The sequence below is a fragment of the Alkalicoccobacillus gibsonii genome, from assembly GCF_016798245.1.
Classification (GTDB): Bacteria; Bacillota; Bacilli; order Bacillales; family Bacillaceae_D; genus Alkalicoccobacillus; species Alkalicoccobacillus gibsonii.
In genome coordinates, this window is record NZ_JAEUZA010000003.1 from 17,940 (window position 1) to 32,083 (window position 14,144).

At 39.8% G+C, this 14,144-nt stretch carries 16 protein-coding genes; 11 read left to right on the forward strand and 5 right to left on the reverse strand.

Annotated features, from left to right (window positions below; translation table 11 throughout):
- Positions 1 to 65: 65 nt before the first annotated feature.
- Entirely contained in the window at positions 66 to 1,043 is a 978-nt protein-coding gene (locus tag JNO66_RS11660) for a hypothetical protein (protein ID WP_203088472.1), read from the forward strand.
- A gap of 1 nt (position 1,044) precedes the next feature.
- Positions 1,045 to 2,277 carry an aminopeptidase gene (locus tag JNO66_RS11665; protein ID WP_203088473.1) on the forward strand — a complete coding sequence of 411 codons (1,233 nt, stop codon included), beginning with the start codon at positions 1,045 to 1,047 and terminating at the stop codon, positions 2,275 to 2,277.
- 313 nt (positions 2,278 to 2,590) lie between these two features.
- Here JNO66_RS11665 and JNO66_RS11670 read toward each other — a convergent pair whose 3' ends face one another.
- The 3 genes from JNO66_RS11670 to JNO66_RS11680 all read right to left on the reverse strand — a co-directional run bounded on the left by JNO66_RS11670 (position 2,591) and on the right by JNO66_RS11680 (position 6,434).
- Positions 2,591 to 3,262: an NIF family HAD-type phosphatase gene (locus tag JNO66_RS11670; protein WP_203088474.1), complete on the reverse strand. Its 672-nt coding sequence runs from the start codon at positions 3,260 to 3,262 to the stop codon at positions 2,591 to 2,593.
- Between the two features lie 83 nt (positions 3,263 to 3,345).
- Positions 3,346 to 4,845 (reverse strand): glycosyltransferase family 2 protein, encoded by a 1,500-nt coding sequence (locus JNO66_RS11675; RefSeq protein ID WP_203088475.1) that lies wholly within the window; start codon positions 4,843 to 4,845, stop codon positions 3,346 to 3,348.
- Between the two features lie 152 nt (positions 4,846 to 4,997).
- Positions 4,998 to 6,434 (reverse strand): glycoside hydrolase family 1 protein, encoded by a 1,437-nt coding sequence (locus JNO66_RS11680; protein WP_203088476.1) that lies wholly within the window; start codon positions 6,432 to 6,434, stop codon positions 4,998 to 5,000.
- A gap of 128 nt (positions 6,435 to 6,562) precedes the next feature.
- Here JNO66_RS11680 and JNO66_RS11685 point away from each other — a divergent pair, with 128 nt between their 5' ends.
- Positions 6,563 to 7,147, forward strand: coding sequence for a hypothetical protein (locus JNO66_RS11685; protein ID WP_203088477.1), 585 nt, complete (start codon positions 6,563 to 6,565; stop codon positions 7,145 to 7,147).
- Between the two features lie 15 nt (positions 7,148 to 7,162).
- On the opposite strand, the gene JNO66_RS11690 is transcribed toward JNO66_RS11685, so the two are convergent.
- Positions 7,163 to 8,755, reverse strand: a complete 1,593-nt coding sequence (locus JNO66_RS11690; protein WP_203088478.1) for a solute:sodium symporter family transporter — start codon at positions 8,753 to 8,755, stop codon at positions 7,163 to 7,165.
- Between the two features lie 280 nt (positions 8,756 to 9,035).
- On the opposite strand from JNO66_RS11690, the gene JNO66_RS20790 reads away from it, so the two are divergent.
- The 3 genes from JNO66_RS20790 (at position 9,036) to JNO66_RS11700 (ending at position 10,446) form a co-directional block, all read left to right on the forward strand.
- Complete coding sequence (locus JNO66_RS20790; RefSeq protein WP_273753382.1) at positions 9,036 to 9,170, forward strand: hypothetical protein; 135 nt, start codon at positions 9,036 to 9,038, stop codon at positions 9,168 to 9,170.
- Positions 9,171 to 9,241: 71 nt separating this feature from the next.
- Positions 9,242 to 9,466 carry a hypothetical protein gene (locus JNO66_RS11695; protein WP_203088479.1) on the forward strand — a complete coding sequence of 75 codons (225 nt, stop codon included), beginning with the start codon at positions 9,242 to 9,244 and terminating at the stop codon, positions 9,464 to 9,466.
- Positions 9,467 to 9,624: 158 nt separating this feature from the next.
- The gene (locus JNO66_RS11700) at positions 9,625 to 10,446 is read left to right on the forward strand and encodes an STAS domain-containing protein (protein WP_203088480.1); all 822 of its coding nucleotides are present in this window, start codon (positions 9,625 to 9,627) and stop codon (positions 10,444 to 10,446) included.
- A 97-nt stretch (positions 10,447 to 10,543) separates the two neighbouring features.
- On the opposite strand, the gene JNO66_RS11705 is transcribed toward JNO66_RS11700, so the two are convergent.
- Positions 10,544 to 10,726 carry a hypothetical protein gene (locus JNO66_RS11705; RefSeq protein WP_203088481.1) on the reverse strand — a complete coding sequence of 61 codons (183 nt, stop codon included), beginning with the start codon at positions 10,724 to 10,726 and terminating at the stop codon, positions 10,544 to 10,546.
- 369 nt (positions 10,727 to 11,095) lie between these two features.
- Here JNO66_RS11705 and JNO66_RS11710 point away from each other — a divergent pair, with 369 nt between their 5' ends.
- Genes JNO66_RS11710 through JNO66_RS11730 form a run of 5 tightly spaced genes read left to right on the forward strand, consistent with a single transcriptional unit; the run spans position 11,096 to position 14,135 of the window.
- On the forward strand, positions 11,096 to 11,473 hold the full coding sequence (locus tag JNO66_RS11710; RefSeq protein WP_203088482.1) for a GntR family transcriptional regulator: 378 nt from the start codon (positions 11,096 to 11,098) through the stop codon (positions 11,471 to 11,473).
- Positions 11,473 to 12,330: an ABC transporter ATP-binding protein gene (locus JNO66_RS11715; protein ID WP_203088483.1), complete on the forward strand. Its 858-nt coding sequence runs from the start codon at positions 11,473 to 11,475 to the stop codon at positions 12,328 to 12,330. Before JNO66_RS11710 ends, JNO66_RS11715 begins: the two co-directional genes overlap by 1 nt.
- Before the next feature lie 13 nt (positions 12,331 to 12,343).
- Complete coding sequence (locus tag JNO66_RS11720) at positions 12,344 to 12,643, forward strand: hypothetical protein (protein WP_203088484.1); 300 nt, start codon at positions 12,344 to 12,346, stop codon at positions 12,641 to 12,643.
- Positions 12,640 to 13,497 (forward strand): ABC transporter ATP-binding protein, encoded by an 858-nt coding sequence (locus JNO66_RS11725; RefSeq protein ID WP_203088485.1) that lies wholly within the window; start codon positions 12,640 to 12,642, stop codon positions 13,495 to 13,497. The genes JNO66_RS11720 and JNO66_RS11725 overlap by 4 nt, the downstream gene beginning before the upstream one ends.
- Positions 13,494 to 14,135 (forward strand): ABC-2 transporter permease, encoded by a 642-nt coding sequence (locus tag JNO66_RS11730; protein ID WP_203088486.1) that lies wholly within the window; start codon positions 13,494 to 13,496, stop codon positions 14,133 to 14,135. The genes JNO66_RS11725 and JNO66_RS11730 overlap by 4 nt, the downstream gene beginning before the upstream one ends.
- Positions 14,136 to 14,144: the final 9 nt, after the last annotated feature.

Consider the following 14,144-nt stretch of genomic DNA (forward strand, 5'->3'; position numbering starts at 1 on the left):
AAAGAACGAGAATGAATCGTTTATGTCTGCATAGAAGTTTTTTTATGGATTGGGGTTGAAAAGGCATGTTGAAGCAGTATCCACTTGAATGTTATATCGGTCCCACTCTGGACCTGGAGACGATCTTTAACGAGGGGGAGCACTGGGGAGAACCGGCGATTGGGTTTGATGGTTCGTTGTATTTTTTACGTATTTTAAATGAGGAAGCTTATAACGAGGTGATCCTAAACAACTCGACCGACACTCCCTTTGACTTTGAAGTTGCCATTTTGACTAATCACCAGGTAGAAGTATTTACAGTAAAAAATCAAACGAAGGCTTATCATTTTGTGCAGCCTCTACCAAAGGGGCGTTTAATTATGGTGGATGCTAGAGTATCTTACTATGGTAATGGCGTGTTTGACCAGAATGCGAGTGTATTTAAACGTGTAGGAAATGAACTACAACCTTTACGAGAGTTTTTAATAGGTGATGGAATCAGTCATCTTTATACAACGGAAATAGGGACCATTTGGACAGGATATTTTGATGAAGGGATCTTTGGGAGTCATGGGTGGGGTGATCCATGGTTAAAAGGCTCTCCGACTCCAATTGGAGAAGCAGGCGTGATCCAGTGGAATTCAAAAGGGGACCAATTATTTCCGAACGAACAGGTGTACATTGCAGAGTGCTATTCAATGAATGTTGTGTCTAATCACGAAGTTTGGTTTTATTATTATGATTCATTCAAAATTGTTCATTTAAAAGACGGAGAGTATAAAGGGTATGATCCTTTTCTCGAATTTGCTAGCGATCTTGTCGTAAATGAAACACATCTAATGTTGCGGGTGGATGCTGATTTTTACCTTTATGAGATTGAAAAGGATGGATTAAAGAAGATAGCGAGGCTTCATTTAGTCAACGAGAATGAAAAGAAGATGGGCGTCGCGAATACATCCTTTGATGTTAGAGGGGATCGAATGGTTTTTCAATCTCGACAGTATCTTTACGATGTCCGGTTGCATGAAATTGTGGAGATGGTGAAGGAGAAGATGGGGGAATGAGATGGAGTTTAATGATAAATTAAATAAGTACGTGGATTTAATTCTAAGAGTTGGTTTAAACATTAAACATGGAGACTTCATTCAACTTAAATGTAACACTGACCATATTCATATCGCTCGACTTTTAGTTCGGCGCGCATATGAGCTCGGTGCTGCCTACGTTATGTTGGACTTACAGGATGATGAGATTGATTCAGCACGGTATGATTCTCTTCATAGTTCTTTCATAGATACATTTCCTGATATTCTTGCTGATCAAAAATTAGCTCTATACAAAGAGAAATTTTTACAAATTACACTTATTGCACCCCACTCTACAATAGGTAGAGATCTTGATAGTGTGCGGATGCATCGAATAAATAAAGCGAAATCTCTAGCCATGCGTGATGTCATGACCTATGGTATGGAGAATCATTGTAAGTGGGTCGTAGCAGCTGTAGCTACGAGTAAATGGGCTAAATTAGTATTTCCTGATGAAGAAAATGATCATGCGATACATCAGCTTTGGGAACAGATTTTTAAAGCAACGAGAGTACTGGAAAGGAACCCTGTCCTCAAATGGGAAGAACATATTAAGTTGCTTGAAACCTATCAAATGATCCTCAATGAAAGGCAGTTTAAGGAGTTACACTTTCTTGGAGAAGAAACAGATCTATATGTGGGGCTAGTTGAAGGCCATAACTGGATTGGCGGATTAGAAAAAACAACTTCAGGTGAATCGTTTATTTCTAATCTCCCTGTTGAAGAGGTATGGACGATGCCACACGCTCATCGAGTGAGCGGACACGTTAAACTGACCAAGCCGTTTTGGATAGAGGGGCACCTTGTTTCGAACCTGAAAATTCATTTCAAAGATGGAGATGTGACGAAGGTTGTATGCGATGAAGAAGAGATTGTGAATCAACTTTTACGTACAGATATTGGTGCAAGTAGGTTAGGTGAAGTGGCTCTCGTTTCAATAGATTCTCCAATTGAGCAGACTGGCTTGTATTTTCACGAAACTCTTTTCGATGAGAATGCAGCTAGTCATTTAGCATTTGGTCAAGCGTATTCAGATAATCTGGTAGGGTGTGACCAGCTAAGTAAAGAAGAGAGAGTCCAAAGAGGTATGAATGAATCCGCTATTCACGTTGATTTTATGATTGGTAGTAAAGATATGAACGTGTTCGGTGTTACTTATGATGGACAACGAGAATTAATCATGGAACATGGAAAATGGGCTTTAAGTAATTAAGGCGGAGCAAAGCTTTAAGTAAGGAGTACGGGTATTCCTTGGTAAATTGCTCATACCTCTTGAGTAGCTATTCTCTCATCTTGGTAAGAGAGGGTTGGCCTTGATGGAGATGACGTTTAGCTTGGTATTTTCTTGATTTCCCTTAGTAAAGAAGCGTTTGTTCTTGGTATGGAAGATATTTATCTTGGTAACAGGTGAATTCCTTGTTAAATAGAGCCATGCTCTTGGTAAAAGAGCATGGCTCTAGGGGGTGGGAGGGTTCTTGGTTCGTGTCCCCTCTTTTCCTTAGTTAATAACTGCGTGATCTTGGTGATTACGCTTTTTGTCTCGGTAAATGAATTTCTAATAGCTCTTTTATCTCCATTAGGTCATTAATGACAAAGTCAGCTTGTGCTAATTCGTCTGCTTGGGCAAATTCAAATTGACATCCAATGGATCGTAATCCGTTGTCTTTGGCTGCGTTGATGTCTGAGAGACGATCACCTACGACTACAGCTTGGTTGATGTGATGAGTTGTGAGGATTTTTTTGACAAGATCTCCTTTGTTCAGTGTTTCAATCTGTTGAATGCTGAAGGTTTCTTCGATCCACTCATCTAGTTGGTAGTACTGAACAATAGCAGCGAGGTAATCAATTAATCCGTTGCTAGCAATGTAAATAGAATAGTTTTGGTCCTTAAGGTATTGGAAAAGCTCTTGTACATTAGGATAGAGGGCACCTTGGCCGTTATGTATGTTTGTGATGAGTGTGGTCAGAAAGTATGCATCTGTTTGCTTGCGGATATCCTCAGAGTGAGTGGGCAGTAAGGTTTCCCATACTTTTGGGAGGGGAACGCCCATAATCTCACGATAGGTATCAATGGGAGTTGGCCCGTCCCATTCGTTAATCGAGCGCAAATGATCAAATGTATCATCTAACGAGCATTCGAGTATTTTGTCGGTTTGAAACAGGGTACCATCCATATCAAATATGACTGCTAGGTTCATATTCATCGCTCCTTCTTTTGACAGTTCTTTTTCATTATAACGAATAAGACCACGCATTAGTGAAAAAGTGCGTGGTCTGCGATTTATGCCTTATGGCGACTGCGTAATGTCCAGATTTTGTAGATCATGACCGATGATGCAAAAATGGTCAGGTAGGTAAGGACAAGCCAGCCGAAGCGAAGATAGGGTTCTGTTAGTTCTTGAATCTCTGTGCTCGTTAAGAATTCTCTGTAATGGATTGAAGCGAGCACAATACCTGCAATCATCAGAGCGAAGAGACCAAGACCCTGCCAAAGCTTGCTTCTGGTTGTACCGTTTTCTGCTTGATATTGCTGTGCCCAGCCGTCCTTCTTGTAAGGAGATAGCTTATCAAGCCAAACCTGGATAAAGGTTAGGAAGTTTACCCATAAGTAAATTTCTGTACTAATGACCAGGCCACCGAGGAATACATCTATGGGTCGACTCATGGGTGTTTTTAAGGCCAAGATCAAGTTCAAGATCGAGGCGAGGGCGACGGGAATGATCCAAACCCATGACCAGACAAATTGATCAGTTGAGATAGATACGGTTAAGAGTAAGAAAAATAAGATACGAATAAAAAGGTCAATAAACGTCTTCATCTGTGACCGCCAAAGCATCCCGTAATGCCTCGTTTTGATTTTAATATCTTTATTCGTTAAAAGATCAACTGTGCCACCGCGCCATTTGTTTCGCTGTTGGCGGTAGGTGTGGTAAGATCTCATCGCGTCCACAAAGCAACGCGCGTCTGGACTGATTAACGTTTTCCATTTTAATTTTTGGAGCTGCCAGGTGAGGAGCATATCTTCGACGTCACTATCGTTTTGCCATGGCCCGTCCAGATTATTTTCATCAACGATTTTTTGTAGTGCTTCTGGACGAAACAGTGTTGCTTGTCCGCCGAGCACATACGTACTACCTCCGTGATATTGGAGGTTAAGAATCCAGCTTGCCATATCTTGTTTCTGCTGATGGGTCCACCAGCGTTGGATGGCACCTCCGTATAATCCACTTTGAATCTTCTGCTCATAATATGGGTCATCCCGTGTAATAGAGCTTTTTTTCAGCGGCATTCTCATTGTATATTTTGCCATGACTCCCCCGATGTTACGAGCACTCATTAGACCGTTCCACAAATGAATCAAAGCTTTAGGAGCGAGACGGCTATCTGCATCCATACCAAGAATCGCTTTTACCGCAGGCTTGTACTTTTCCTGAAAAGGCGTTAATTTATTCTCATATAACTCCATTACATCTCCGTAGATGCTTTTCCATGCTGTATTAAGTGCGCCAACCTTCCGCTGCTTGTTTCCTTCTGTTTTTAACACAATAATTCGCAGGTCCAATTCCTGACCGGCCTTTAGGGCTTCTTCCTCGGTACGGTCTGTACAATTATCAGCAATAACGAAGACATCTAATTCTACATTGGGAGGTAATTCTTGATCGGCTAATCCTTCTAAGCAATCACGGATGGAGAGTTCTTCGTTGTGAGCGGGGATAAAGGCAACAATTCTCGGTTTTACATAGACACGCTTTAATGCTGAGATATCAATCGCTGGATTCATCGTTTCCCTCCGAATAGACATTCGAATTTTTTTCTAGTCTATTCAGGAATTGGGACAAAAGAACTCAAATAGGAAAAAAGAGATGGTGTTTTGGGGTGCTAAAAGTCTGGAAATAAAAAAGGCACAACTCTAAAAGAGATGTGCCAGAAACCTTATAGTTCTTTACCATTTGTGTCGATTACGTTTTTATACCAATGGAAGGACTTTTTCTTACTTCTTTCAAATGAACCAGAGCCATCATCATGCTTGTCTACATAGATGAAGCCGTAACGCTTGGACATTTCTCCAGTAGATGCGCTGACAAGGTCGATACAACCCCAAGGTGTATAACCCATTAGTTCAACGCCATCTTCAATCGCTTCACCCATTGCAGCAATATGACTGCGTAGGTAATCAATGCGGTAGTCGTCGTTGATTGATCCGTCTTCTTCTACTTTATCGTATGCACCAAGTCCATTTTCAACAACGAATAGAGGAACCTGGTAGCGATCATACAGCTGGTTTAATGCAATACGTAGACCTTCAGGATCAATCTCCCAGCCCCAATCACTTGCTTCAAGGAATGGGTTTTTCACTCCACCAATCAGATTTCCTTGTCCTACTTCTTCTGGAGTTTTTTCTTTTTTCTCCGTACGAGACATGTAGTAGCTTAATGAGATAAAGTCTACTGTGCCTTCTTTAATGGTTTCAAGGTCACCTTCTTGAATATCAAGAGAGATTCCATTTTCTTTGAAGTAACGAGTAGCGAATGCAGGATATGCTCCGCGTACATGTACATCCCCGCAATAGTTATTGAATACACGTTGTTCTTGCAAGGCATGCATGATGTTTTGTGGGTTACTATCAAACGAGTAGGTTGGAGCATAGACAAGCATGCAACCTACTTGGCTCTCAGGAATAATTTCGTGAGCTGCTTTAACAGCTAGCGCACTTGCCACAAACTGATGATGTAGACCCTGGAAGCTGTCCTGTAGTCTTGTTTCTTCTGATTCAGGTGAGAAGCCAAGACCAAGTAATGGGATATGAGTGGCACCATTGATTTCGTTAAATGTTAACCAGTATTTTACTTTGTTCTTGTAACGATTGAACAATGTTGTTGCATAACGCTCGAAGAATCCGATCACTTCACGACTGCGCCATCCACCGTATTCTGTAATCAGGTAAAGTGGAATTTCGTAATGGGAAAGCGTCACAACTGGTTCAATGTCATATTTCTTTAACTCATCAAATACGCGGTCATAGAATGCAAGACCTTCTTCATTCGGCTCTGTTTCCGTTCCTTTCGGGAAGATACGGCTCCAAGCAATACTCATACGGTATGTTTTGAATCCCATCTCTGCGAAAAGAGCAATGTCTTCTTTGTAACGATGGTAGAAATCAATTCCTGTGTGGTTTGGGTATACATATTTTTCATGATCAATTTTAAAATCAAAGCCAGGATTTCCGATCACACCTAGGCGTACTTTTCCACCAGGCATAACATCTGCCAAGTTCATTCCTTTACCGCCTTCATCATAGGCACCTTCTAATTGGTTAGCGGCCGTTGCGCCACCCCACATAAAATTCTCTGGAAAAGAATACGTAGTCATAATAGCCTCCATTGCTTAGTGATTGGTTTAGTATTCGAATATCCATCTTAATGGATTCATACATTAATCATACCTTTCATTATTTTAGAAAACTGGTCTAAATGAGACGAGTATGGAGGTGAGGAGGTTTGAGTGTTCTCGAATTCATTTCATCCATTGTCCGTTCAAGTGTTTGGCCTCTTACATTATTAATGATCCTTTTGATGCTAAAGGCACCGATCACACAGTTAGTTCAGTCCATTCGTAGTATTTCATACCGAGATGTACGTATAGATGTGGGGGAGCAGCTACAACTAATTGAACAATCAACCCAAGCTAACACCATGCAGACAGTATTAATTCAAAGCGAGGAGGATGACGAAGTAGAGAGTCCACGACCAACTCCACTACCGGTTGAACAAATTGCCCATGTTTCTCCACGTGCAGCTGTACTCTATGTTTGGTCGATTGTCGAAAAGGAAACAGAAGACCTATTACAGGTCATAAGTAAGTCTATTCATACAGATGAGTCACAAAAATTAGACTCATTAAAGAAACATCATGTGCTCGATGCGCCATTGCTGAAGATGTTTGTCGACTTAAAGAAATTATATGAACATGTAGCAGCAGAAGCCTATATACAAGTAACGCCATCAGAAGCATTAAGATACTGCGAGCTTTGTGAAAGGATTCGCTATCAATTAACGTTAAATGAAAAAAAACACCGCGATTAAGCGGTGTTTTTCATATTACATCGCATTGGCAATACCCCAAGGGGAGAACAACCAATAGGTGAATATAACAACTAATACGATTAAGACACTTACCCATTTACTATGCTTCCAAGGAGTCATATCTACCTTTACTTCAACCTCAGGGAACGTAAATTCTTTTTTGTTCTGTAGACGACTAATTCCCCAAATAAGGAGTAGATCTACAAAGAATATGACGCTGAGCACATATAAGTAATGGATATCAGTGAATAAGACAATCGAGCCGTAAACAACAATATGGAAAACAAATGTGAACTTAGCTGCAAATGGTGTAGCATAACGCGAATAGAATCCGAGTAGAATGATTGCTAGAAGCGGCATGCTGTATAGTCCATTAAACTGCTGAACTACATGGAACAAGCCAGCTGGTGCAAAAGAAATGAGCGGAGCAATCACAACCGTCATTAAACCAAGCACAACTGTAAACGTTTTTCCTGCTCGTGCGACTTGACGATCGGACACGTTCTTTTTTAAAGGCTTATAAAAGTCTAACGTAAGTAATGTTGTTGTTGCATTCAATGCGCCGACAAACGAGCTTAGAATCGCACCAAAGATAATGGCCGCAAAGATTCCGAATGCCCATTCTGGTAAAACGGCTGTAACAAGCATCGGATATGCATTATCTGATGGGTTGACACCATCTCCAAACATATTAAAAGCAATAATTCCTGGGAATACTAAGAAAAGAGCTCCAAATATTTTGAAGAACCCTACATAAAGAGCCCCTTTTTGCCCTTCTTTTAAATCCCGACCAGCTAACACCTTCTGTACAATCATCTGATTGGTACACCAGAAGAATAAGTTATTAAAGAAGAGTCCTAGAAAAAGTGTTGGCCATGGAACCATCTCTGAATCAAGGGCACCGAATGAGTTAAGCTTCTCAGGTGTGTTCTGTTGAATTGTTTCAAATCCACCGATGAAGCTGTTATTGCCGAGTACATATAAACCTATAACAGGAATGGCTAGTCCAATAATTAATAGTCCAATCCCATAGACAGTGTCACTGTAGGCACTTAAACGCAAACCGCCAATTAACAAATAAAACAAACCAACAATACCAATGATTCCAGATATAATGGAGATTGCGACTAAGGGGGATACATTTAATAATTCATCCACCGCAAAGATCTGATTAAACACAAGTGAACCAGAATAAAGAACAACAGGTAGGAACGATACCACGTACGTAAAAATAAATAATAGCGAGGCAATGCGTTTTGTGGTTGTATCAAAGCGTAGTTCAATAAAATCAGTTACTGTGCTGACACCATATTTTAGATACTTCGGTAAAAAGATTAGTGCTAGAGCGACAATTGCAATGGCAGAGGTTACTTCCCAGCCCATTACTTCCATTCCTGTTTCATAGCTTTGCCCGTTTTGTCCGACAATCTGTTCTGTGGAAAGGTTGGTCATGACAACGGATCCGGCAATGGTAATGCCAGTTAAGCTACGTCCTCCTAGGAATAAACCCTCCGATGAATCCATGTTAACGCCACGACTTCTTTTAAATGCATAAAGCCATATCGCAAGAACAATGGCTACAAATGAAATGATTGATATTAACCCCAATGTACTTCTCTCCTTTGTGAATTGTTGAACGCTATCTAGTGAATTTCCTTTTCCTATTTAACTCAAACCTATTTATTGTTTTTAATTTGTGGAAAATAATGAGAGTTGCTTGCGAGCGTTGATACAAAAGGATTTAAAGAATAAAAGAAATATAATATCCTCACTTACTATGCAAAGACAGAATTGATTGCTTTTAATTAAAAAAAGTTTTTGAAAAAAGTGGTTTTAATTTATATGAATCGGTTACACAGAAACTATACTTATAAAGGAGGCGTTTAGCATGGCGGAGAATAACCAGGGTAGAAAGATGAGCTATGAAGAGGCAGGAAGAAAAGGTGGAGAAAAAACAAAGAACAAACATGGTAAAAAACATTTTAGTGAAATAGGAAAAAATGATAACAACCACTCAAACTAAAGAGTCGTAACAATCATCAAAAAAGAGCCGAGCGTAGGCTCTTTTCCTATTTTTTATAAGGTGTGATTAACATGAAGCGAAGATTATTATTAATGGTTTCTCCAGCTCTTATTGCGTTTGTAAGTTTGCTTCTTATTTCGGGCTTTAGCTTATCTGCATTTATTGGAAGCCTGGTTATGGGGCTCGCTTTCTTTGCGCTGGCATTGGGATTTTTAAGTGAGCAAACCGAAGCGGTGGAGGAAATATCTGCTGAAGAGATTGATGAAGTAAAAATTGATGAAATAAAGATTGATTAAACAAAACGAAAAACAAAGGTTAATATTACTGAATACTGGGTATAGGTATGTGTATCCACCTTATTTCGCTAAGGCCCGTTTACAAAAGTGAATGGGTTTTTCTTTTGTCTGTCTCACTTACTAAAAGAATATGATCTGTTAAGAAGGGAAATCAGTCAATGTCCAACCAAATTCTTCTCCATGATTTCTATGTAAGCAAGCTCCAACACATTACAGAGCAATGGTATGACTCACTTAACCGAGTGAATAACGGGGTTTATTCTTCTACATCAACAGAAGATGTGGAGCGGCTGAAAAGACAAGCCATGAGTTTTCACGAACAGTTTTTTAAGGTTTTTATTACTGATGAGCAAACATTTAGAGCGGATATGGATAACTGGATAAGAGAGATTTCATTTGATGAGGCGCATTTAAATACGCTGAACTCCGCAAAAATTTATGAATTTCTCCAAACGCAACAACAGTATACAGAATTATTGGACGAATATGTCGAGAGCCACCCTGACTTTTTAAAAGAGGCACCTCACTATCGTCAGGTCATTTTACAAACGATGCAAGAAGTCATTTTAAAAGTTACAAATGAGTTTGAGAAAAATCAGGAAACGCTTTTTCGTGAACAGCGAGAGATGATCACAGAGTTGAGTGCTCCTATTATTCTACTCTCACCAACATTAGGCTTACTCCCACTTGTAGGTGAAATTGATACATATCGTGCAAGAGTCATTATAAATAATGTTTTGGCATCTTGTAATGAAAAAGGAGTAGAGCGACTGGTTGTGGATCTATCTGGAGTTTCAAATGTAGATACGGCAGTTGCGAAACAATTACTGATGCTCATAAAAAGCTTATCAATTATTGGGGTAGAATCCTGTTTATCAGGGATTAGACCGGAAATTGCGCAAACGACGATTAAACTAGGCATTAAATTAGATGGAATTAATGTATACTCCTCTATACAACAAGCTTTAAAAGATAAATAATCTACTCTTAGATGTTACCCAATATAATCTTTAATAAGAAAACCCCCTTTGAATGTCTGTATCTAAACCTTCAAAGGGGGTTTTTCTATTTGGAGTATTATTTTGAAATAGACCATACCTGTTCCACAGTCCAAATATGAGTGGAACCATTCTGTTGGTTAAGTTCATTGGTAAAGGCCTTTGCTTCTTGAATAGTAGGAAAGGTTTTTTCTGTTAAATTATTGTGTTTTCTGTGTAGTGACTTAGTGTGTTTAATTGTTGTACATACGATTCGATACATGAGACACCCCTTTTCACTATTTTAAAAAAAGAGTAAACAGGCAGTCACCTATTCACTCAGTTCGTTTCTTTGACCGTCCAGCAATAACCAGGACGAGCATTATTGTTAAGCTTTTTTACAAGCAGTTCTGCATCGACGAATTCCAAAAAGGATTTATCCAAATGACTGTTTGAAGCCTTTAAAGTTTTCGTTTCACCGTTACATGTACGAATAATTTTGTACAACGGATCAACCCCTTTAAATAGTGGCTTTCTGTCTTCTTATCAATTGTCTCATACATTAGGTGAAATAGATATAGGCTATATATGATTTGACATTGTATATATACATTATATACAATAGTTACAAAGTTATAAGAGCGAGGTTAGTATGAACATACACTTATCAAACACATCTCAAGAACCAATTTATCTTCAGATTAAGAACCAGGTGAAGCAAAGTATTTTACGAGATGAATTAAAAGAGGGAGATTCGCTTCCATCTATGAGGTCATTGGCAAAGGATCTTCGAATCAGTGTCATCACAACAAAAAGGGCATATGAAGAACTGGAGCGGGATGGATATATCACATCGGTTGTTGGAAAGGGTTCCTTTGTGGCAGGTCAAAGTACGGCGATGATTCATGAAAAACGCCTGAAGATGGTTGAGGAAGAATTAGCAGCCATTGTTAAGGAAAGTAAAAACCTGAACATACCATATCAACAGCTAGAAGAACTCTTGAAGATGCTTTATGAGGGGGAAGAGTAGTGGAGGACGCCGTTAGACTTCAACACGTGAACAAAACGTATAGGGACTTTGCTATCTCAGACCTTTCTTTTTCAGTGAAAAAAGGGTTTGTTACCGGTTTTATCGGTCCGAACGGAGCAGGAAAGACAACCATTATCAAATTAATGTTGAATCTCATTAATCAAGACTCTGGAATCATTCAAGTATTCGGTGAGGACTATACAACAAACATCAATGAAAAAAAGCAGCGAATTGGCTTTATCTATGCCGATCATCATCTCTATCAACATTTAACCATTAAGAAAATGAAGAAGGTCATCGCTCAGTTCTATAAGAAATGGGATGATACGCTGTTTGACTCTTACGTAAATCGGCTTCAGTTACCGTGGGACAAAAAGATTGTGAATCTCTCAAAAGGAATGGGAACAAAGCTGTCGATTGCGATTGCTCTTTCCCACCATGCGGAGCTGCTCATCTTAGATGAACCAACTTCTGGCCTTGATCCAATTAGCAGAAGAGAGATCTTGGATCTTTTAGCAGAGGTGATGCAGGACGAAGAGAAGACCATTTTCTTTTCCACACATATTACATCAGACCTAGAGCAAATCGCTGATTATATTACATTTATTCACGAGGGAAAGCTGTTACTTAGTGACAACAAAGAATCGATTACTGAACAATATGGACTTGTTCGTGGACCTGTAGACCTCCTCGATGACGATATTCGCACTCTTTTTGTCAATGTACGTGAAACAGCGATTGGTTTTGAAGGTTTAACGAATCAAGCCGCTCTTATCAGAAGATTGATGGGTGATCATGTTGTTATTGAAAGAGCATCACTTGAAGACATTATGGTGTACACAATAGGAAATCCTTAAAGGGGGTTACATCGTGCGATTGATAACTTGGTTAAAAAGATGTCTTGGTCTCGCTTGCTTGTTTGGGGTCATTTACGTTGTTATCCATTTAATTGACCAATCCTCATGGAATCCAGGCGGTTGGAATGATAAGACAATGGGCTGGATCCAGGATGCGGTGCCCGGCACGTGGTTTGTCGATCAGCTTACTTTCTTTACTACGTATGAATTCAACGTGTTAATCACTACAATCGGGCTGGGGATGATCATTGGTATGGTAAGTGATTTTCTATATACGGTTGTCTTAAAAAGAGAAGGGAGCGTAGAGCAATGACAAACATACTCGAGGTTCAAGAGCTCAACAAGACATACGAGGATTCAACATTTGGCTTGCAAGACATTACATTTTCGATTCCGTATGGTTCGATTGTTGGATTCATAGGAGAAAACGGAGCAGGCAAGTCAACAACCATGGGTTCCATTCTGGGCACGCTGCAAAAAGACAGCGGCACCATTAAGATGTTTGGAGAGGAAATGAATGCTGGTGATGTGCATCTGAAGGACGACATTGGGGTCGTCTTTGATACGATGAAACTATTAGGTGGTCTTACCGTAGCCAAGCTTGAGCGTGTGTTTCGAGAAATCTATTCCAATTGGAGCAAAGAAACATACTTCCAGTTGATCCAGCTATTCTCCTTGCCAAAAAACAAAAAAGTCAGCGGCTTTTCACGGGGCATGTCTATGAAGCTTTCAATCGCTGTGGCACTGTCACATGGTGCAAAGCTATTAATCTTGGACGAAGCAACGGCCGGACTCGATGCAGGCGGACGCGAGGATGTGTTAAATGTGTTAACAAAGTTCGTTAAGGATCAAGATCGCAGCATCCTTATGTCCTCTCATATCTCAAGTGATATCGAGCAAATCGCCGATCAACTTATCTTCATTAAAGGAGGAAGGATTCTCCTCCAAGCATCTAAAGACAAGATCCTTCATACGTATGGAATCACCCAGTGTGATCCAATCCACTATGAAACCATTCCAAATGAAATCAGAGTAGCAAAACGAGGGAGCAGCTCGTTCTTTGACGTTCTCGTATCAGACAAAGAAAAGCTACCTCAAGCGCTGCAGTCAAAACCTTTTACTATAGATGACGTGACATTACTGTTAATGAGGGGGGAAAGAGGATGAAGGGGTTATTGTTGAACCAATATTATGCGGTGGAGAAGTCGTTTTGGTGGTACATGCCGCTTTCACTTGTCGCAGCTCTTGTGTTTGTATATTTTGAAAATCGAGTGTTTCAATGGGCGGCTGTATTGTTTCCGCTAGCATTTATGGCATCTGTTGCAATAGAAGTACTGAAACACGAAGCGAAATCTGGATGGAGTAAGTTCGTCCTAACATTACCTGTTAAGCGGGATCGGGTTGTTCAGAGTCATTACCTATTCTTCATATTAATTTCTAGTGTGGGTTTAGTCATACTTGGCATTCAATTTATCATCTCTGAATATTTGCTCGGAATAACCTTAGGGCCGGGGCATGTCTATAATATTATGAATGGACTAGGGATTGTTTTTACTCTTGGTTTTATCACGTATCCTTTAACCTATATTTTAGGAACGGAAAAGGCCGAGACCATTTTGATGATCGGAGTAGGAGCAGGAATTGGTTTATACTTTCTAAGTGCCTTCCTTTACAATTTACTTTTTTCAGGAGTACAGGGGAACGTAGATCTCTTATTTTCTTTAAGTTTCATGCTCATGACCTTGATCTTGTTCATCATCTCATACATCGTATCTATTCAAGTATATAAACGAAAAGAATTTTAATGATGAAAG